Source organism: Frigidibacter sp. MR17.14 (genome assembly GCF_037095735.1).
GTDB lineage: Bacteria > Pseudomonadota > Alphaproteobacteria > Rhodobacterales > Rhodobacteraceae > Frigidibacter.
The window spans coordinates 120,541-140,769 of sequence record NZ_JBAWKD010000002.1 but is presented as its reverse complement, the minus strand read 5'-3'; the positions used below and the strand labels follow the sequence as shown (position 1 = coordinate 140,769).

The window sequence follows — 20,229 nt, the reverse complement described above, 5'->3', positions numbered from 1 at the left end:
AATGCCCAAGTTGACTTGGCGGAACGCTCAAGAAACGGGCAGGCGCACCGGGGCTGGCGCGGGCATGGGCAGCGAAAGATAGGCCGCCTCGGGCATGGCGACGAAGCCGCGCAGGCCCAGATCGGCCGCCGCCGTGGGGCAGGCGGCCAGCGCTTCAATGATCGCGTCCCGGATCGGTGCCGGGTCGTGGCCGGCGGCGGTGATCAGCGGCAGCGCCGGGGTGCGGGCGGTGCGGTCGACGATCTGCAGCCTTGCGGCCAGCGCCGGCTCGAACCGTTCGATGAGCCGGAAGGTCACCGCGTCGATCGCCCCCAGATCGGCCTGACCCTCGGCCAGCGCCAGCGCGGTGGCGCGGTGGCCGCCGGTTTCCAGAACGCTGTCGGGCAGCGGCCGGCGCGGGGTCAGCCAGTCGGCCATCGCCGCCCATCCGGACTGGCTGTGCGGCTGGTTGATCGCGATCCGGGCCCCAGCGATTCCGGCTGCGGCGATGCCAGCGGGGTCGAAGCCGGCGGGCGCGGCGATCACGCTGTGATAATAGCCCGGCGCGGTGTCCGGCAGGCCGTAGTCGAAGGTGCCCAGCACCGTAACCGTCCCGGCGAGCTGGCTGCGGAACGGCAGCGAGCAGGTCTGGCCCAGCACCAGCCCCGGATCGCGCCAGCCCTCGAACAGCCCGACCGCGCGGTCGAGCATTGCCGGCGCCGCGACACCGCGCGCCGCGAGCCCGTCGCGGATCGCCGACCAGAGCGCGTCATGCTCCGCCTGAAGCTCGGGGCGGTCGTACATCGGCAGGGCGGCAAGCGTCATCGGGCGGCTCCTCGGGGCTCGGGCGCGTTTGGGGCGCTGACTGGGCCGGAGCCTAGGCCGCAACCCGGCCGGGCGAAAGGGCTCAGCCGCGGCGGCCCTCGACCCGCTGGCGGGCCAGCGCGCTGTCGCGGTCGTTGACGCCCAGAAGGTTCGCCACGAGGCGGATCACCGCGTCCTCCTCGGCGTCGCGGGCGCCATCGGCCAGCGCGACCTCCCACATCGCCTCGAGCACGCCGGTGCGGTGGTCATAGTCCACCGCCTCCTTCAGCGCGCGGGTGAAGCGGACGGTGTCGGGGGCCTCGGCCTCCATCGCCTCGGCCTCGCGGCGCAGGGCGGTGGCGTCGGTCAGGCTCAGGCCGCGCCGGGTGGCCAGCACGCGGTCGATGCGCGCGGCCTCGACCCCGCCATAGCTGTCATCGGCCCGGGCGAGGCGCACGAGCAGGGCCGCCAGCGCCAGATCCGCATCCGGCTCTGGCAGGCGGTGGGGGGCGGGGGCCAGCATCTGGCGCAGGAGCGATCCGAACATGGCTTTGGTATAGGGCGCGACCGGGGCGGCGGAAAGCCGCCGCAGCGCGTCTGACGCGGGCGTGATCGCCCGCGATCAGCCGTCCCAGCCCTCGACGATCACCAGGTCGGCGGCAGAGACCGGGCGGCGCAGCGCGAGCGCGTGCTGGTATTCGGGGCTGTCGTAGCAGGCGCGCGCGGTGGCGAGATCCGCGAATTCGAGGACCACGGCCCGGGGGCGCGCCGTGCCCTCGCGGACTTCCTGCGGGCCGCCGCGCACGAGGAAGAGTGCGCCGTATTTCGCGAAGGCCACGGCATTCGCGGTGCGGTAGGCCTCGTAGGCGTCGGGATCGTCGACGCTGACATGGGCGATCCAGTAGGCCTTGGGCATCTGCGGTCTCCTGCCGTGCATCCTGCGGTCGATGAGGGGGCGCTGCCCCCTCGGGCTTCGCCCGCACCCCTGGGATATTTGCACAAAGTCGAATGCCGACCGAAGCCGGTCGAAGGCGTCACGCCGAGCGCGTCGCCCCGCGCGGGTCTCAGAACAGGGGCGCGAGGTTCGCCCGGATCCGGTCGAGCACGGTCGCGCCGGACAGGTCCGGGACGAAGGGCGTGCCGGTGATCGCCTCGAAGGCCTGCGCATAGACGTCCGAGGTCCGCTCGACGATCGACAGCGGGATCTCGGGGATCTCGTCCTTGTAGGGATCGCAGCGGTCCACGACCCAGGCGCGGATGAAGTCCTTGTCGAAGCTCTGCGGGCGCAGGCCGGCGGCGACCGCCTCTTCATAGCCGTCGGCGATCCAGTAGCGCGAGCTGTCAGGCGTGTGGATCTCGTCGGCGAGGATGATCTCCCCCGCGGCATTGGTGCCGAACTCGTACTTGGTGTCGACGAGGATCAGCCCGTTCTTCGCCGCCATCTCCTGCCCGCGGGCGAAAAGCTTCAGCGCGTAGTCCGAGACCGTCGCCCATTGTTCGGCGGTCAGCAGGCCTTGGGCCAGGATCTCCGCCTCGGACAGCGGCTCGTCATGGCCGCCGTCGAAGGCCTTCGAGGTCGGCGTGATGATCGGATGCGGCAGCTTGTCGTTGTCGCGCAGCCCGTCGGGCAGGGTGATGCCGTACATCGTGCGCTGCCCCTTGCGGTAGCGCGGCAGGATCGAGGTCGAGGTGGTGCCCGCCAGATAGCCGCGCACGACGATCTCGACCGGAAGGATGTCGAGCCGGGTGCCCACCACGACGTTCGGGTCCGGGTAGGACAGGACGTGGTTGGGGCAGATGTCGGCCGTGCGCTCGAACCAGTAGCGGGCGATCTGGGTCAGGATCTCGCCCTTGTAGGGGATCTTGGTCAGGATCACGTCGAAGGCCGACAGCCGGTCGGTCGCGATGATGACGCGGCGCCCGTCGGGCAGGTCGTAATTCTCGCGCACCTTGCCGCGATAGTAGTTCGGCAGTTCGGGAATGACGGCTTCGGGCAGCAGACGCATGGGCGGGATCCGGACAGGCTGAGAGCGATCCGTGAAGGGCTAACCGCCGCGGGGGGCCGTAGCAAGGGCAAAACCGGCAGGCGGGGGCGGCGGGCCGGCGTCCGCCCCCGTCCGCGTGCCGGTAAGGGCCGGGAAGGGCCGGGGGGGCGGACCCCAGGCCGGATGCTGCACCGCGCGCCGGAGCGCGCCCCGGATCCGGCCCCGACCGGACGGGGCCGGGAGCCGTGGAGCGGGCAGGGGCCGCGGGCAGGGCCCGCGGCGGCGCGGGGCGCTCAGAACGTCGTGGTCAGGCCCAGCCAGAGGCGGCGCCCCTCGATGACGGCGTTCGAGTCCTCGAGGCCCACTCCCTCGTCGAAGAGGTTGTAGACCGCGCCGTTGATCGTGGCGCGGTCGTTGACCGCATAGCTCGCGCCCAGATCGACGGTGGTATAGGCGTCGTATTTGTAGGCGATGACGGTGCCCGCATCATTGGTCTTGTAGGGCGTCCCGTTCGAGCCGATGCGGGCGCCTGCGTTGATCTCTTCGCCGTGGTAGGTCACCGCAGTCCAGGCCTGAAGCCCCGCGACCGGCGTCACCCAGTCCAGCCGCAGCGAGGCCGCGTGCTCGGGCGTGCGCATCAGCGGCAGGCCCTCGTAATCGCCCGATTGCTGCTCGCTGTCGGTCCAGGTGTAGCTCGCGCGCATCGACAGGTCGGGCGCGAGGTCCCAGCGCGCCGTCAGCTCGACCCCCTGCAGCATCGCGTCCGAGACGTTGTCCCAGGCCCAGCGGTTGTAGGTGCTACCGGTCTCGATCGTCACCGTCTCGCCGGTGTTGAAGCTTTCGATCTTGTCGGTGAAGTCGGTGCGGAAGGCGGTGGCGCCCAGTTCCAGCCCCGGCCGCTGCCAGAGCACGCCAAGCTCGTAGCTGGTGCTTTCCTCGGGCTTCAGGTCCGGGTTGGCGACGATGATGCCGCGGCCCTGCTGGGTGGTGTAGTAATAGCCCTCGGCGATCGAGCGCAGGTCGGGCGTGCGGTAGCCTGTCGAGACGCCGCCCTTCACCGTCAGCTCGGGCGTCGCGTTCCAGACCGCGTAGATCCGCGGCGAGACATGGCCGCCGAAATCCTCGTCCTCGGTATAGCGCGCGCCCAGCGTCAGCGCGAAGTCGGGGGCGATGCGCCACTCGTCCTCGGCATAGACCGCCCATTGGTCGCGGCTCCAGCTGCCCTGGGTGCCAAGGCCGGGGTTCAGGTCGTCAAGCTCGTTGCGCTGGAACTGCAGGCCAGAGACGACGGTATGGGTGCCCGCGCCCTGGAAGGGCGTCGTCAGCTTGAGATCCGCCACCGTGTTGGTGACCTCGGGCGCGCGGTCGTCCTTCACCAGCCGGCCGTCGTCGGCGCTGTAGGTCGTGCGCTTGCCCTCTTCGCGGGTCAGCGAAAAGGCGCTTTGCCCCCAGCCCCAGTCGCCGGAATGGGTCAGTGCGTAATGGGTGCGGTCGTTCTCTTGCCGGTCGTCGTCGCCGCCGTCCTCGACGGTCCGGCCGGCGCTGGCATTGCGCTCGAGCTCGGAGCGGCCGATCTCGAAGCCGAATTCCTGATTGTCGAAGGGGGTCCAGGTCAGCCGGGCGGTCAGGTCGCTGTCATCCTGCGCCTGCGGTCCGTCGATCACGCGGCTTTCGTCCTTGTCGAGCCGCCGGCCCCAGAGCTGCAGCCCAAGCTTGTCCGAGACGATGGGCCCCGACAGGTAGAACGACCCCTGGGTCGAGGCGCCGTCGCGGCTGTGTTCGGGCTGGGTCGTCTCGATGGTGGTCGAGCCGGTCCAGCGGGTCGAGACCGGCTTGGTGATGATGTTGACCACGCCCCCGATCGCGTCCGAGCCGTAAAGCGAGGACATCGGCCCGCGCACCACCTCGATCCGCTCGATCGCCGCGACCGGCGGGATGAAGCTCTGTTCATAGCCGGCGGACCCGTTCGGCCGGCTCTCGCGGGTACCCTGCCGCTTTCCGTCCACCAGGATCAGCGTGTACTGCCCCGGCAGGCCCCGGATCGAGATGTCCTGCTCGTTCGGGATGCCGGTCGTCACCACGCCCTGCGCCTCGGCCAGCGCGTCGGCAAGGCTGGTGACATTGGCCTTCGCCAGATCCTCGCCGGTGATCACCGTGACCGAGGCGGGCGCGTCGGCCACGTTCTGCTCGAACCCGCCGGCGGTGACCACGATCTGGTCGAGGGTCAGCGCCCCGGCGGTCTCTTGCGCCAAGCCGGGGGCGCTGAGCAGCGGGACGAGCGCGGTGGTGCCGAAAAGCGCGAGGACGGCGCGCGGCGGAAGGCCGCGGCGGGGAAACGGTGTCTGCATGTCTGGTCCGGAACTGGGGATGTCGCCTGGGGATCAGCCGAATCCTCGCCCGAAGCCTGAGTGTTTAAGTAAACTATCCGCGAGGCGCGCAGTGTCAACCGCTTGCAGGGCGATCTGTGCATTGCGACACAATGTCTCGGCGCGGAGGTTGCCCGGGCCACTGGCCAAGGCAGGACAGGTCCGAAGGTATCATTCCCCAAGGGCAATGAGCCCGGCTCGCGCGCTTGTGAAACTTTATTTCGCAGTGTTAAGTGTCGCCGACCTTGAGTTGTCCCGACGGCAGAACCCGTCGAGAGTAGGGGAGACTGCATTGAAGATCGGATCACCGAGAGAGATTTTTCCGGGCGAGGCGCGGGTCGCGCTGACGCCGGACTCGGCGGCGCAGCTGAAGAAGCTGGGGCATGAAAGCTTTGTGGAGACGGGCGCTGGCCTGGCTGCCGGAATCACCGACGAGGCCTATGCCGCCGCGGGTGTGACGGTCGTGCCGGATGCCGCGACGCTGTTCGGCGCCGTGGACATCGTGGCCAAGGTGCGCCCTCCGGTCGACGCCGAGGTCGACCTGCTGAACGCCGGTCAGACGCTGATCTCGTTCTTCTATCCCGCGCAGAACACCGAGCTGCTGGAACGGGCCAAGGCCCGCGGCGCGACGGTGATCGCGATGGACATGGTGCCGCGGATCAGCCGCGCCCAGAAGATGGACGCGCTGTCGTCGATGGCCAACATCGCGGGCTACCGCGCGGTGATCGAGGCCGGCAACAACTTCGGCCGCTTCTTCACCGGTCAGGTGACGGCCGCCGGCAAGGTGCCGCCCGCCAAGGTGCTGATCGTCGGCGCCGGCGTCGCCGGTCTTGCCGCCATCGGCACCGCGACCTCGCTCGGCGCGATCGTCAACGCCTTCGACGTGCGCCCCGAGGTTTCGGAACAGATTGAATCGATGGGGGCGAACTTCGTCTTCCTCGACTTCTCGGAAAGCCAGACCGACGGCGCCGCGACCGGCGGCTATGCCGCCCCGTCCAGCCCCGAGTTCCGCGAAGCGCAGCTGAAGAAGTTCCGCGAGCTCGCGCCCGAGATGGACATCGTCATCACCACGGCGTTGATCCCGGGCCGCGATGCCCCGGTGCTGTGGACGAAGGACATGGTCGAGGCGATGAAGCCCGGCTCGGTCATCGTCGACCTCGCCGCCGAGCGCGGCGGCAACTGCGAGCTGACCGTCAAGGACGAGAAGATCGTGACGCCGAACGGCGTGACGGTGGTGGGCTACACCGACTTCCCGTCGCGCATGGCCACCCAGTCCTCGCTGCTCTACGCGACCAACGTGCGCCACATGATGGCGGACCTGACGCCCGGCAAGGACGGCGTCGTCAACCACAACATGGAAGACGACGTGATCCGCGGCGCGACCGTGACCCATCAGGGCGCGATCACCTTCCCGCCGCCGCCGCCGAAGGTGGCCGCCATCGCCGCGCAGAAGCCGAAGGAGAAGGTCAAGGAGCCGACTCCGGAAGAGAAACGCGCCGCCGAGACCGCCGCCTTCAAGAAGGCGACGATGACGCAGGTCGGCATTCTCGTCGTGGGCGGCCTGATCCTGCTCGCGCTGGGTCTGGTCGCGCCGGCCTCGTTCATGCAGCACTTCATCGTCTTCGTGCTGTCGGTCTATGTCGGCATCCAGGTGATCTGGAACGTCGCGCATTCGCTGCACACGCCGCTGATGGCCGTCACCAACGCGATCTCGTCGATCATCATCCTGGGCGCGCTGATGCAGATCGGCTCCAGCCACTGGCTGGTGGTGATCCTCGCGGCGCTTTCGGTGTTCATGGCCGGCATCAACATCTTCGGTGGCTTCATGGTCACCCGGCGCATGCTCGCCATGTTCCAGAAGTCGTAAGGGGGCCGCATCCATGGAATTCGGATTCACCACGGCCGCCTATGTCGTCGCCGCCGTCCTGTTCATCCAGTCGCTGGGCGGCCTTTCGGGGCAGGAAAGCGCCAAGCGCGCCGTCTGGTACGGCATCGTCGGCATGGCGCTGGCGGTCCTTGCCACGCTGATCGGGCCGGGCTCGGGCAACTGGCTGATGTCGGTCATCCTCGTGATCTTCGGGGGCATGATCGGCGTCATCGGCGCCAAGCGCGTGCAGATGACCGAGATGCCGCAGCTGGTCGCGGCCATGCACTCGCTGGTCGGCCTCGCCGCGGTCTTCATCGGCTTCTCGACCCATATCGTGCTGGCGCAGGTCCTGCCGATCATCGTCGAGCATGACGCGACCGGCATGCTGCCGGAAAGCTACAAGCTGCTGGAAGGCTTCACCGCGCTCGTCGCGCACAAGACCATGGTCGAAGTGTCGATCCTGCGGGTCGAGACCTTCCTTGGCGTCTTCATCGGTGCCGTGACCTTCACCGGTTCGGTCATCGCCTTCGGCAAGCTCGCGGGCAAGGTCGACGGCAAGGCCAAGAAGCTGCCGGGCGGCCACCTGCTGAACGCGGGCGCCGCGGCGCTGTCGCTGATCCTGCTGGTGGTCTACCTGCAGACCGGCTCCTCGCTGGCGCTGATCGTGATGACGCTGGCCGCGCTCTTCATCGGCTATCACCTGATCATGGGCATCGGCGGCGCCGACATGCCGGTCGTGGTCTCGATGCTGAACAGCTACTCGGGCTGGGCGGCGGCGGCGATCGGCTTCTCGCTGTCGAACGACCTGCTGATCGTGGTGGGCGCGCTGGTCGGTTCCTCGGGCGCGATCCTGAGCTACATCATGTGCAAGGCGATGAACCGCAGCTTCGTCTCGGTCATCCTCGGCGGCTTCGGTGGCACCACCGGCCCGGCGATGGAAGTCACCGGCGAGCAGATCGCGATCGACGCCGACGGTGTCGCCTCGGCGCTGAACGAGGCGGACTCGATCGTCATCGTGCCGGGCTACGGCATGGCCGTGGCGCAGGCGCAGCAGTCGGTGTCGGAACTGACCCGCAAGCTGCGCGCCAAGGGCAAGAACGTGCGCTTCGCGATCCACCCGGTCGCGGGCCGTCTGCCGGGGCACATGAACGTGCTTCTGGCGGAAGCCAAGGTGCCCTACGACATCGTTCTGGAAATGGACGAGATCAACGAGGACTTCCCGGACACGGACGTCGTCATCGTCATCGGCTCGAACGACATCGTGAACCCGGCCGCGCAGGAAGATCCGAACTCGCCGATCGCCGGCATGCCGGTTCTGGAAGTCTGGAAGGCCAAGCAGGTCTTCGTGTCGAAGCGCGGGCAGGGCACCGGCTATTCCGGCATCGAGAACCCGCTGTTCTACAAGGACAACACCCGCATGTTCTACGGCGACGCGAAGAAGTCGATCGACGGCCTCCTGCCGATGATCGACTGAGCGGCACCGCCGTTGCAGACAGAGGGGGCGGGGCCGCAAGGCTCCGCCCCTTTCGCATCCCGCCGGGGCGTTCGTTTCCATGCCAACGTTGCATAAACGCAAGGATACCCCCGCATGCCGTGACCCGCTTCGCTTTCCGCGTGAACGCCTTCCGGCGCCGCGGTAGCGGGGGCCAAGGCAAGACGCCGCAAGACGACGACAGGACGAGGCAGGCCCGGATGACGACGCCCTTCGAAGACCACCCGCTGCGCTACGCGCTCGTGAACGAGCTGCACGCGCGTCCCTTCCCGGTGCTGACCGCGCCCTGCGAGGCCGTCTACCTGGCCATCAAGGAACCGGTCGACGCCGCGAACCGCGACCGCCGCCGCGACATGGACCATCTCACCGACCTGCTGCGCCGCCACGGTTCGGTCCTGCCCGAGCCGGGGGCGACCCATTATTCCGCCAGCCTCGGCCGGCACGAGCTGAAATGGGAAAGCCACACCGAGTTCGTCACCTATTCGGCCTTCTCCGAGGGGCTCTCGGCCCGCGCCTTCGATCCGGCGCAGGCCGAGATCTTCCCCGCCGACTGGCTGGCCGCCGCGCCGGGCCGCCGCCTTGCCGCGGTGCTGATCCGGGTCGAGCTGCTTCCCGCCACCCCCGAAGAGCTGCACGACCGGCTCGAGGAGTGGTTCGTCGGCGAAAGCCTTGCCGTCAGCCGCATTCTCGGTTCCGACGCGGTCATCGCCGGCGACTTCCGCATTGACCCGGCCGGGCTGATGCGCTTCGCCGTCTTCGTCCACCCCACCACCGGCCCGCGCCGCATCGGCCGCATCGTCCAGCGCCTGTGCGAGGTCGAGACCTATCGCGCCATGTCGATGCTGGGCCTTGGCCGCTCGCGCGAGCTGAGCACGGTGCTGAACGGGCTAGAGCCGCGGCTGGCCGACCTGGTCACCGCCATGGCCGAAGACGGTCGCCCGGCCGAGGACCGGCTGCACGAACTCTTGGCCATCGCCGCCGAGCTCGAGGCCGAGGCCACCCGCCATGCCTTCCGCTTCGGCGCCACCGGCGCCTACGAGGCGATCGTGATGCAGCGGCTCGAGATCCTGCGCGAGCAGCGCTACGAGGGGCGGCAGAGCTTCACCGAGTTCTTCCAGCGCCGGTACGACCCGGCGATGCGCACGGTGAAATCGGCGGAGCGCCGCCTTCAGCAGCTGCTGGAACGCGCGACCCGCGCCGGCGACCTGCTGCGCACCCGCGTCGACGTGGAGCGGCAGGGGCAGAGCCAGCGCGTGCTGGAAAGCATGGACCGCCGCTCGGACCTGCAGCTGCGCCTGCAGCACACGGTCGAAGGGCTGTCGGTGGTGGCGATCAGCTATTACGCGCTGAACCTGCTCAGCTATTTCCTGCTGCCCTTTGCAGAGCACTGGCACCTGCCGAAGCCGGTGCTGACCGCGGTGCTGGTGCCGGTGGTGCTGGGCTGCGTCTGGCTGGGGCTGCGACGGATCCGCAAAAGCATGCACTGACCGGCGGCGGGTCCGGCTGCCCCAAGGCGCCGCCGGACCGCCGCAGAGATTAACCTGATGTTACGATTTATCTAATCTTGGTATTTGATGTCGCGACGGTTAAATGGTTTCCCTGCCGGATGCCCGCTCTTGGAGGAGCGCATCGGGCCCAGGAGGAATTTCCATGTCCAAGACATCTCCCGCGAAGGGCGGGCGTAGCCAATCCGTGAAGGCGGCCGCCAGCGGCTGGATCGGCTCGGTCCTCGAATACTACGACTTCTTCATCTATGCGACCGCCGCCTCGCTGGTGTTTCCGCAGATCTTCTTCCCCTCGCACGATCCGAAGATGGCGATCGTCGCCTCGCTCGCGACCTATGGCGTGGGCTATGTCGCGCGGCCGATCGGCGCCTTCGTGCTGGGGCACCTCGGCGACACGATGGGACGCAAGAAGGTGCTGCTGACCTGCATGTTCCTGATGGGCTTCTCGACCTGTGCCGTCGGCCTGCTGCCGACCTATGCGCAGGTCGGCGTGATGGCCCCGGTGCTGCTGGTGCTGCTGCGCCTCGTGCAGGGCTTCGCGGTGGCGGGCGAGATCTCGGGCGCAAGTTCGATGATCATGGAACACGCCCCCTTCGGCCGGCGCGGCTTCTTCGCCAGCTTCACCCTGCAGGGCGTACAGGCGGGGCAGGTGCTGGCGGCGGCCGTCTTCCTGCCGCTGGCGCATTTCATGGCGCCCGAAGCGTTCCAGAGCTGGGGCTGGCGGATCCCGTTCCTGCTGTCCTTCGTGGTGATCGTCGCCGGCTGGATCATCCGCCGCGAGGTCGAGGAAACCCCGGCCTTCGCCGCTGAAGAGGCCGGCGAGGCCAAGCCGCGCTCGCCCGTGGTCGAGGCGTTCCGCACCAGCTGGCCTGACATGATCCGCGTCATGCTGATGTCGCTGATGAACACCATCCCGGTGGTGGCCACGGTCTTCGGCGCCGCCTATGCCGTGCAGCCGGCTTATGGCGTTGGCTTCCATGCCGACGTCTACCTCTGGATCCCAGTGCTGGGCAACATCCTGGCCTGCGTCATCATCCCGATGGTCGGCTCGCTGTCCGACCGCATCGGCCGCCGCCCGCCGATCATCGTCGGCGCGCTGGGGGCAGGGCTGCTGGCCTTCGGCTATCTCTACGCGATCTCGATCCACTCGGTGCCGCTGGCGATCGTGATGTCGCTGCTGATGTGGGGCGTGGTCTACCAGGGCTACAACGCGACCTTCCCCAGCTTCTACCCCGAGCTCTTCGCGACGCGGAACCGCGTCTCGTCGATGGCGATCTCGCAGAACATCGGCACGATGATCACCGCGATGCTGCCGGCGCTGTTCGCCACCGTTGCGCCTCCGGGATCGGACAGCGTCTGGCTGACCGTCGCCTCGATCGCCTTCGCGATCACCGTGGTCTCGGCCTTGGCCGCCTTCTCGGCGCGCGAGACCTTCCGGGTGCCGATGGACCAGCTGGGCCAGCGCAATGCCCGCCCGCTCGACCGCGCCACCTACGAGGCGCAGCGCGCCGCGGCGGCCCTGCGCGCCTGATCGGTCGGTCCTGGACAGCAAGAAGGGGCAGGGTGGCGACACCCTGCCCCTTTTCCGTTCTTCCGGCCCTGTCGCATCCGGGGCCGGGGGCGGGGGCTCTGCCCCCGGCGGCTGCGCCGCTCCCCCGGGATATTTCGGCCAATGCGAAGGGATCAGCGCCCGCGGATGCGGGGGTCGAGCGCGTCGCGCAGACCGTCGCCGATGTAGTTGACCGACAGCACCGTCAGCGAGATCGCCGCCCCGGGCAGGATCACCCGCAGCGGATAGAGCTGGATCTGGTCGACGGCGTCGTAAAGGAGCCGGCCCCAGGTCGCGAAGTCCGGCGGGAAGCCGAGGCCCAGGAAGGACAGCGAGCTTTCGGTGATGATCGCGTTGGCGATGCCCAGCGTGGCCGAGACCATGATCGGGCTCAGCGTGTTGGGCAGGATGTGGCGGATGATCGTCTTCGCCGGCGTGGTGCCGATCGAGCGGGCGGCCAGCACGAACTCGCGTTCCTTCAGCGCCAGCACGTCGCCGCGCACGATCCGCGCGGTCTGCATCCAGCTGGTGGCGCCGATCGCGACCACCATCAGGATGAAGATGCCGGTTTCGGGCCCGAAGTTGCGGGCCAGCGGCTCGCGGAACAGCATCACCATGACCAGCAGCAGCGGCAGCAGCGGCAGCGCCAGGAACAGGTCGGTGAGCCGCATCAGCACCCCGTCGGCGCGGCGGAAGAAGCCCGCCACCACGCCGATGACCGTGCCCAGCACGATCGACAGCGCCATCGCGGTCATGCCGACGGCCAGCGAGACCTGCCCCCCCGCCATCATCCGCGCCATCAGGTCGCGGCCCAGCTGGTCGGTGCCGAAGGGATGCGCCCAGGTCGGGCCCGAGTTCCGCGCCCGGATGTCGACATAGGTCGGGTCGAACTTCCAGACGTGGGGGCCGACGATCACGCCCAGCAGGATGATCGCGAAAATCACCAGCCCCAGAAGCGCGCCGCGGTGGCTGCGGAACTGCCGCCAGACGTCGCGCCACTGCGACGAGGGCTTGTCGGCGGTCATGTTCGAGGAATGGACGGCTTCAGTCATAGCGGATCCTCGGGTCGAGAAGGCCGTAGAGGATGTCGGCGATCAGGTTGAAGAGCACGATGAGCACCGCGAAGATGAAGGTCAGCGTCTGCACCATCGGGATGTCGTTGGCCTGGATCGCGGTGATCAGCAGCTGGCCGATCCCGTTCACCTTGAACACCTGCTCGGTGATGATCGCGCCACCGAAGATAGCCGGAACCCCCAGCGCGATGACGGTGATCACCGGGATCATCGAGTTGCGCAGGACATGGACCATGACCACGGTCGATTCCGTCAGCCCCTTGGCGCGGGCGGTGCGGACATAGTCCTGCCGCAGGTTGTCGAGCATCGAGGCGCGCATGAAGCGGCTGATATGCGCGGTCGTCTGCAGCGCCAGCACCATCACCGGCAGCACCATCTGGCGCAGCTGCATCAGGAAGCTGTCCCAGTCATGCACCTTCAGCGTGGTGTCGTAGATCGAGGGCAGCCAGCCCAGCTTCACCGCGAAGATGATGATCACCAGCACCCCGGTGAAGAACGGCGGCACCGAATAGCCGACCATCGACACGAAGGTGCCGACCTGATCGAAGACCGAATACTGCCGGTAGGCCGAGAGGATGCCGATCGGCAGCGCGATCAGCACCCCGATCACATAGGCCAGCCCCACCACCCACAGCGTCTGCGGCATCCGCTGGGCGATGATGTCGGCCACGGGCGAGCGGGTCTGCCACGAGATCACCCTCTGCCCCTCGCCGGCCAGCGAGGTGCCGAACCAGTTGTCGAGGATGTTCAGGGGCTCGACCCAGAAGAACTGCTTCACCCACAGCAGGTAGCGGATCCAGACCGGCTCGTTCAGGCCGAGCGCGGCGCGCATCTTGTCGCGCACCTCGGGCGGGATCGTCAGCGGCATGTTGGCCAGCGGGTCGCCGGGGGCGAGGTCGAGAAGCAGGAAGATGACGAGGCTGATGAACAGCAACGTCGGGATCGCGATCAGCAGACGCCGGATCGTGAAGGTGAGCATCGCGCGACACCTCTGAATGACTGGGGGGAGGGCGCCGCCGGGGGTGGCCCCCGGCGCACGGCAATACCGAAGGGCCCGGAAGGCGGATGCCTCCCGGGCCCGGTCGTGTCGCGTCAGATCACTTCGCGCGCGACCACTCGGCCACGTTCCACAGCTCGCTGTCCCAAGCGTTGATCTGCGAGCCGATCAGCGAGTTCGACTTGGCCGAGGCGGTGCCGCGATAGACCAGCGGAATGATGGTCATCGTGTCCTTGGTCAGCATGTCGTTCATCTTCTTGGCCAGCTCGCCCCGCTTCTCGAGGTCCGAGGTCTTGCCAAGTTCGACGACCAGCTTGTCATAGGCCTCGTCGCAGTAACGGTTGATGTTCTCGCCCTGCCAGCCGGTCTCGGGACGCGGGGCCTTGTCGCAGGTGTACATCGCCAGATACTGCTCGGGGTCGGTGCCGGCGAAGTTGTTCGCGTACATCTCGACGTCCGCGTAGAACTTCTGGAAGGTGTCGGGCGAGCCCGGGTCACCGCCGAAATAGACCGAACCGTCGACGTTCTTCAGCTCGGCGTTGACGCCGATCTCGGCCCACCACTGCTTGATGATCGACTGGTAGTCCTGACGCACGGCGTTGGTCGAGGTCTGGTAGAGGATGTTGAACTTCTTGCCATCCTTCTCGCGGATGCCGTCAGACCCGACCTTCCAGCCGGCCTCGTCCAGAAGCTTCTTCGCGCCCTCGATGTCCTGGGTCAGACACTCGGTGTTCGACGAGGCGTAGTTTTCCGGCGCGGGCACCAGGTTGCAGGTCGGCTGGCCGCGGTTGCCATAGCCCACGTCGGCCAGCAGCTGGCGGTCGATCGCCATCGACAGCGCCTTGCGGACCTTTTCATCCCCGAAGATCGGGTGCGGATGCTTGGCGGTCGAGCGTTCGCCCTCGGGCAGGCTGGCCGAGGGGTCGGTCCAGTTGATCTCGATCCGCTCGACGAGGCTGCCGAAGGCCACTTCCGAGGTGCCCTTGCCGGCCTTCAGCATCTGGTCCAGCACCTCGGGCGCCAGCTGCGTGTTCCAGGCATAGTCGAACTCGCCGGTCTCGAGCACCGAGCGCGCCGCCGCGGCCGCGTCGCCGCCGCCCTTCAGGGTCATGGTCTTGAAGTGGGGCAGGGCCGGATCGCGGTAGTTGTCGTTGGCCGACAGCGAGATCACGTCGTTCGGGCGGAACTCGTCGACCTTGAAGGCGCCGGTGCCGATCGGTTTGAAGTTCTGTTCCGAACAGGTCGGCGCCTTGGTGCCGGTGCAGTTCTCGAACTGCGCCTTCTGCAGGATCGGCGATTCATACGAGGCGAAGGCCAGGTAGGGATAGGCCTTGGGTTCGTCGAAGGTGATCTTGACGGTCGTGGCATCCACGGCCTCGATCGACTTCACGCCCTCGAACCGCGCCGACTGGGCGCAGCCGCCCTCGGGGTCCATGCAGTACTGGCCGGTGAAGACCACGTCTTCCGCGGTGAAATCGGTGCCGTCCGACCATTTCAGGCCCGGCTTCAGCTTGTAGGTGATCGAGGTCAGGTCGGCCGAAATGCCACCGTTCTCGACCGTCGGGATCTCGGTCACCAGCCAGGGCAGCATCTCGCCCTTCGGGTTGAAGCGGACCAGCGGCTCGATCACCAGCGACGAGGCCTCGAGGTCCTTGGTCCCCGACGACAGGTAGGGGTTCATGATCGAGGGCGCCTGATAATAGATCAGGTTGACGTGGCCGCTGTCGCCACGCTCGGCCATCGCCGCGGCGGGCAGCAGGGCGAAAGCCGCGCCCGTGCCGAGCAACAGGGATCTCATCTTCATGTCAAATCTCTCCTAGCTGGTGATGGACCGACATCCCGGCGGGACCGGGGCACCTGATACGCTGACGTGGCTTCGCAAGAAGGCGGCAGGTCGGATGTCCCTTTGGCTCGTCGCTGTCGGTCTCGTGTCCGGCCCCTTGTCCCGGGGCGCGGTGGTCATTGGCCGGTCGTACGTCCCGTTTCACGGGTCCGGCATGGGCGTGATCTTCCAACGAAGCTTTCTTAAAACGCAAGCGTCCTGTGGATTGACCTTGCTTCCCCCGTTCCCGAGTGGCGCGGGGCGGGCTTGCGCCGGGTAAAGCTGCACAAGGTTTGACTTTCCGGTCAGCATCTTTCAGCGTTCCGTGCAAAGGCGCCGAAACGAGCGCCCGCGCCGGCACCTCCGGCCGCCTCCAACGACAGGGAAATCCATGCTCGACACGCCCCGCGTTCCCCCCGCGTCCGGCAAAGAATCGCCCCTGGTGGCGATTCGGAACCTGCGCGTCCAGTTCCAGACCAACGACGGCCCCGTGCTGGGCGTCGAGGATGTCAGCTTCGAGATCGCGCCCGGCGAATGCGTCTGCGTGGTGGGCGAAAGCGGCTCGGGCAAGTCGGTCAGCTCGCTGTCGCTGATGCGGCTGGTCGAGTTCGGCGGCGGTGAGATCGTCGGCGGCACGCTGGAGTTCGAACGCGAGGACGGCAGCCGGATCGACCTTGCCAGCGCCCCGAACCGGGTGATGCGCGACATCCGCGGCGACGAGATCGGCATGATCTTCCAGGAGCCGATGACCTCGCTGAACCCGGTCTTCACCGTGGGCCGGCAGCTGACGGAAGGTCTGCGCGTCCACAAGGGCCTGTCGAAAGAGGCCGCCGACGCGCGCGCGCTGGACCTGCTGCGCATGGTGCGGATCAACGAACCCGAGCGGCGGCTGAAACAGTATCCGCACGAGCTGTCGGGGGGGATGCGGCAGCGGGTGGTGATCGCGATGGCGATGGCCTGCGAGCCGAAGCTGCTGATCTGCGACGAGCCCACCACCGCGCTCGACGTGACGATCCAGGCCGAGATCCTGGCGCTGATCGACCGGCTGAAGCGCGAGAAGGGCACCGCCGTCATGTTCATCACCCACGACATGTCGGTCGTGGCGCAGATGGCCGACCGGGTGGTGGTCATGTACCGCGGCAACAAGGTCGAGGAAGGCCCCGTCCAGCAGATCTTCGAAGCGCCGCAGCATCCCTACACGCAGGCGCTGCTGGCCGCGGTGCCGCGCTTGGGCGAGATGACGGGCAAGCCCGCGCCCGAGCCGATGCGGCTTCTGTCGCGCTCGGGCGAGGTGCTGATCGCCGAGGTGGCCGAGGAAAAGGCCCGCACCGCCCCCGCGGCCGAGCCCGAGGTGATCCTCGACGTCAAGCACCTGACCACGCGCTTCGCGGTGAAGGGCGGGCTGATGCGGCGCACGATTTCCAACGTGCACGCGGTCGAGGATGTCAGCTTCCAGATCCGCAAGGGCGAGGCGCTCTCGCTGGTCGGCGAATCCGGCTGCGGCAAGTCCTCCTGCGGGCGCTCGGTGCTGCGGCTGGTCGAGCCTTCGGCGGGGCAGGTCTGGCTGGAGGGCAAGGATGTGCTGACCTTCGACGAGCGCCAGATGCACAAGGCGCGCCGCGACATGCAGATGGTGTTCCAGGACCCCTATGCCAGCCTCAATCCGCAAATGAGGTTGTTCGAGCAAGTCGCTGAACCGCTTCGCAATTACGGCATCGCCCGCGGGTCCGAACTGCACGACCGCGTTGCGGGTCTCTTCGACCGGGTCGAGCTGCCCCGCGCCTTCCTGCGCCGCTACCCGCACGAGCTGTCCGGCGGCCAGCGCCAGCGCATCGCCATCGCCCGCGCGCTGGCGCTGAACCCCAAGCTGATCATCGCCGACGAGGCGGTCTCGGCTTTGGACGTGTCGGTGCAGGCGCAGGTGCTGAACCTGATGATGGAGCTTCAGGCCGATCTGGGCCTGTCCTTCCTGTTCATCAGCCACGACATGGCGGTGGTCGAACGGATCAGCCACAACGTCGGCGTGATGTACATGGGCCGCATCGTCGAGATCGGCCCCCGCGCCGCGGTGTTCGAGAACCCGACGCACGACTATACGAAATCGCTTCTTTCGGCGGTTCCCGTCGCCGACCCGTCGCGCCGGAGGCTCCGCGGCGAGGTCGAATACAAACCGCTCCCCTCGCCGATCTTCCCGGTCGGCCATGAACCCGGGCCTTCGCTCTACGATCAGGTCGGCCCCGGGCACTTTGTCCTGAAAGGCTGAGAAATGTCCTCCAACGACTTGTCGCCGCGAGAAATTCTCGCAAAGCTGGTCTCGTTTCCCACGGTCAGCCGCGACAGCAACCTGCCGCTGATCGACTGGGCGGCCGAATATCTTGCCGGATATGGCGTCGACAGCGTCAAGGTCTTCTCGGAAGACGGCAAGAAGGCCAACCTTTACGCGAACGTCGGCCCGCAAGTGCCGGGTGGGATTGTCCTTTCCGGTCACACCGACGTGGTGCCGGTCGATGGGCAGAACTGGGAGAGCGATCCCTGGGTCCTGATCGAGCGTGACGGCAAGCTGTTCGGGCGCGGCGCGGTCGACATGAAAGGCTTCGACGCGCTGGCGCTGGCCGCGGTGCCGCTGGCGTTGAAGGCGGGCGTGAAACGACCGCTGCAGATCGCGCTGTCCTACGACGAAGAGGTCGGCTGCAACGGCTGCGTCTCGATGGTCGAGGAGATGGCCGGCAAGCTGCCCCGCGCGGGCCTTGTCATCGTGGGCGAGCCCAGTCGGATGAAGGTGGTGACCGCGCACAAGGGCTCGATCTCGTTCGACGTGCGGATCGTGGGCGTGCCGGTCCACAGCTCGATGCAGCACGAGGGCGTCTCGGCGGTGCACGAGGCGGGGCGGATCCTCGCCTGGCTGAACGAGACCAATGACGCGCTGATGGCCGCCGCGCCGAACGAGATGGCGGCGATGTTCGACCCGCCCTTCACCACGATCTCGGTCGGGCAGATCGAGGGCGGCACCGCCCACAACATCACCGCCGGCGAATGCCGCTTCAAGCTGGGCATGCGCATGGTCGCGGGCGAGGACCCGGCCGAGTGGCGCGCGCGCTTCCTGGCCAAGGTGGCCGAGGTCGAGGCCGGCATGAAACGCATCGACCCCAAGGCGCGGATCGAGGTCACCGACAGTTTCGCCGTCCCGGCGCTGGAGCCCGAGACCGACGGCGCCGCCGAACGCTTCACCCGCGCGCTGACCGGCGACAACTCGACCAACACCGTCAGCTACGGCACCGAAGCCGGGCATTTCCAGCTGAACGGCTATTCCACGGTGGTCTGCGGGCCGGGCGATATCGAACAGGCGCACAAGCCCGACGAATACATCGAGCTGTCCGAGTTCGAGGCCGGCTGGGCCTTCATGCAGAAGCTGGTCGATCACCTCGCCAAATGAGCCGGACCGAATGATGCGCTTCCCGATCACCGCCGACAGCCCCGTCGAGCATGACGGCCCGCTGCCCGAGGCGGTCGATGTGGCCATCATCGGCGGCGGCGTCGCCGGGATCTCGACGGCGCTGTTTCTGGCCCGCGCGGGGCAGAAGGTGGCGGTGCTGGAAAAGGGCCGCATCGCGGGCGAGCAGTCGAGCCGCAACTGGGGCTGGATCCGCCAGCAGGGGCGCGACCCGTCGGAACTGCCGCTGGTGATCGAGGCGCTGCGCCACTGGCAGTCGCTGAACATCGAGACCAATGACGCGCTGGGCTTCCGGCGCGAGGGCATCGTCTATATCGCCAAGACCGAGGCCGAGCTGGCTGCTCACGAGGCCTGGCTGCCCCATGCCCGCGCGCATGGCGTCGACACCCGGCTGCTGTCGCGGCGCGAGCTTTCGGCGCTGATGCCGAACGCGCCGGGATGGGCGGGCGGGATCGTCACGCCCTCGGACGCGCGGGCCGAGCCTTGGGTGGCGGTGCCGGTGCTGGCACGGCTGGCGGCGCAGGCGGGCGCGGTGATCCGCGAGGGCTGCGCGGTGCGCAGGCTCGAGGTCACGGGCGGGCAGGTGACGGGCGTGCTGACCGAGCGGGGCCGCATCGCCGCCGGGCGGGTGGTGCTGGCGGGCGGCGCCTGGTCGGGGATGTTCGCGCGGGCGCATGGCGTGCGGCTGCCGCAGCTGGCGGTGCGCTGCACCGTGGGCGTCACCCAGGAACTGCCCGAGATCTTCGCGGGCGCGGCCTCGGACGGGCGGGTGGCGTTCCGCCGCAGGCTCGACGGGCGCTACACCCTCGCCTCGGGCGCGCTGCACGACGTCTATGTCGGGCCCGACGCCTTCCGCTACCTGAAGGACTTCCTGCCGCAGATCCGCGCCGACATCTCGGGCAGCCATTTCAAGCCGGCGGCGCCGAAGGGCTTCCCCGATGCCTGGGGCACGCCCCGCCGCCTGCGGGCCGACCGCGCGACGCCCTTCGAGGCGATGCGGGTGCTGGACCCGGCGCCGAACCCGATGTTTTCCGAGATGTTCCGCACCCGCTTTGCCGAGGCCTTCCCGGTGCTGGGCGAGATCCGGCTGGACCTGACCTGGGCCGGGATGATCGACACGCTGCCCGATGTGGTGCCCGCACTGGGCGAGGCACCGGACCTGCCCGGGCTGATCGTGGCCACCGGCCTGTCGGGCCACGGGTTCGGCATCGGTCCCGGCGTGGGCCGCGTCATCGCCGACATCGCGATGGGCCGCGCCATCGACCACGAGTTGTCCCGTTTCCGTCTTTCGCGCTTCACCGACGGCTCGCCCGTCGTGCTGGGGCCCAGCCTCTGAAGG

At 68.1% G+C, this 20,229-nt stretch carries 15 protein-coding genes; 7 read left to right on the top strand and 8 right to left on the bottom strand.

All coding sequences use genetic code 11. The annotated features are described in order from the left end of the window. Positions 1 to 27: 27 nt before the first annotated feature. From V8J36_RS05810 to V8J36_RS05790, 5 genes are all read right to left on the bottom strand, one after another. On the bottom strand, positions 28 to 804 hold the full coding sequence (locus V8J36_RS05810; RefSeq protein WP_336466332.1) for a PhnD/SsuA/transferrin family substrate-binding protein: 777 nt from the start codon (positions 802 to 804) through the stop codon (positions 28 to 30). 82 nt (positions 805 to 886) lie between these two features. After that, entirely contained in the window at positions 887 to 1,330 is a 444-nt protein-coding gene (locus V8J36_RS05805) for a tellurite resistance TerB family protein (protein ID WP_336466331.1), read from the bottom strand. 75 nt (positions 1,331 to 1,405) lie between these two features. Beyond that, the gene (locus V8J36_RS05800; RefSeq protein ID WP_336466330.1) at positions 1,406 to 1,699 is read right to left on the bottom strand and encodes a DUF1330 domain-containing protein; all 294 of its coding nucleotides are present in this window, start codon (positions 1,697 to 1,699) and stop codon (positions 1,406 to 1,408) included. Positions 1,700 to 1,847: 148 nt separating this feature from the next. Beyond that, positions 1,848 to 2,789 (bottom strand): phosphoribosylaminoimidazolesuccinocarboxamide synthase, encoded by a 942-nt coding sequence (locus tag V8J36_RS05795; RefSeq protein WP_442902465.1) that lies wholly within the window; start codon positions 2,787 to 2,789, stop codon positions 1,848 to 1,850. A gap of 272 nt (positions 2,790 to 3,061) precedes the next feature. Then, positions 3,062 to 5,116, bottom strand: coding sequence for a TonB-dependent receptor domain-containing protein (locus V8J36_RS05790; RefSeq protein WP_336466329.1), 2,055 nt, complete (start codon positions 5,114 to 5,116; stop codon positions 3,062 to 3,064). 310 nt (positions 5,117 to 5,426) lie between these two features. Here V8J36_RS05790 and V8J36_RS05785 point away from each other — a divergent pair, with 310 nt between their 5' ends. The 4 genes from V8J36_RS05785 (at position 5,427) to V8J36_RS05770 (ending at position 11,529) form a co-directional block, all read left to right on the top strand. Continuing rightward, a complete protein-coding gene (locus V8J36_RS05785; protein WP_336466328.1) occupies positions 5,427 to 7,001 on the top strand; it encodes a Re/Si-specific NAD(P)(+) transhydrogenase subunit alpha in 1,575 nt (524 codons plus the stop codon). Positions 7,002 to 7,014: 13 nt separating this feature from the next. Then, entirely contained in the window at positions 7,015 to 8,475 is a 1,461-nt protein-coding gene (locus V8J36_RS05780; RefSeq protein WP_336466327.1) for an NAD(P)(+) transhydrogenase (Re/Si-specific) subunit beta, read from the top strand. A gap of 218 nt (positions 8,476 to 8,693) precedes the next feature. Next, on the top strand, positions 8,694 to 9,980 hold the full coding sequence (locus V8J36_RS05775; protein ID WP_336466326.1) for a DUF3422 family protein: 1,287 nt from the start codon (positions 8,694 to 8,696) through the stop codon (positions 9,978 to 9,980). Positions 9,981 to 10,143: 163 nt separating this feature from the next. Then, entirely contained in the window at positions 10,144 to 11,529 is a 1,386-nt protein-coding gene (locus tag V8J36_RS05770) for an MFS transporter (RefSeq protein ID WP_336466325.1), read from the top strand. Between the two features lie 152 nt (positions 11,530 to 11,681). On the opposite strand, the gene V8J36_RS05765 is transcribed toward V8J36_RS05770, so the two are convergent. From V8J36_RS05765 to V8J36_RS05755, 3 genes are all read right to left on the bottom strand, one after another. Continuing rightward, positions 11,682 to 12,599 (bottom strand): ABC transporter permease, encoded by a 918-nt coding sequence (locus V8J36_RS05765; RefSeq protein WP_336466324.1) that lies wholly within the window; start codon positions 12,597 to 12,599, stop codon positions 11,682 to 11,684. Further along, entirely contained in the window at positions 12,592 to 13,599 is a 1,008-nt protein-coding gene (locus V8J36_RS05760; protein ID WP_336466323.1) for an ABC transporter permease, read from the bottom strand. Before V8J36_RS05760 ends, V8J36_RS05765 begins: the two co-directional genes overlap by 8 nt. A gap of 118 nt (positions 13,600 to 13,717) precedes the next feature. Beyond that, entirely contained in the window at positions 13,718 to 15,421 is a 1,704-nt protein-coding gene (locus tag V8J36_RS05755; protein WP_336466322.1) for a peptide ABC transporter substrate-binding protein, read from the bottom strand. Positions 15,422 to 15,830: 409 nt separating this feature from the next. Between V8J36_RS05755 and V8J36_RS05750 the strand changes: the two genes are divergently transcribed. The 3 genes from V8J36_RS05750 to V8J36_RS05740 are packed head-to-tail and all read left to right on the top strand — an operon-like array spanning position 15,831 to position 20,226. Then, a complete protein-coding gene (locus V8J36_RS05750) occupies positions 15,831 to 17,702 on the top strand; it encodes an ABC transporter ATP-binding protein (protein ID WP_336466321.1) in 1,872 nt (623 codons plus the stop codon). A gap of 3 nt (positions 17,703 to 17,705) precedes the next feature. Next, complete coding sequence (argE, locus tag V8J36_RS05745) at positions 17,706 to 18,872, top strand: acetylornithine deacetylase (protein WP_336466320.1); 1,167 nt, start codon at positions 17,706 to 17,708, stop codon at positions 18,870 to 18,872. 13 nt (positions 18,873 to 18,885) lie between these two features. Then, on the top strand, positions 18,886 to 20,226 hold the full coding sequence (locus V8J36_RS05740) for an NAD(P)/FAD-dependent oxidoreductase (RefSeq protein ID WP_336466880.1): 1,341 nt from the start codon (positions 18,886 to 18,888) through the stop codon (positions 20,224 to 20,226). Positions 20,227 to 20,229 lie beyond the last annotated feature (3 nt).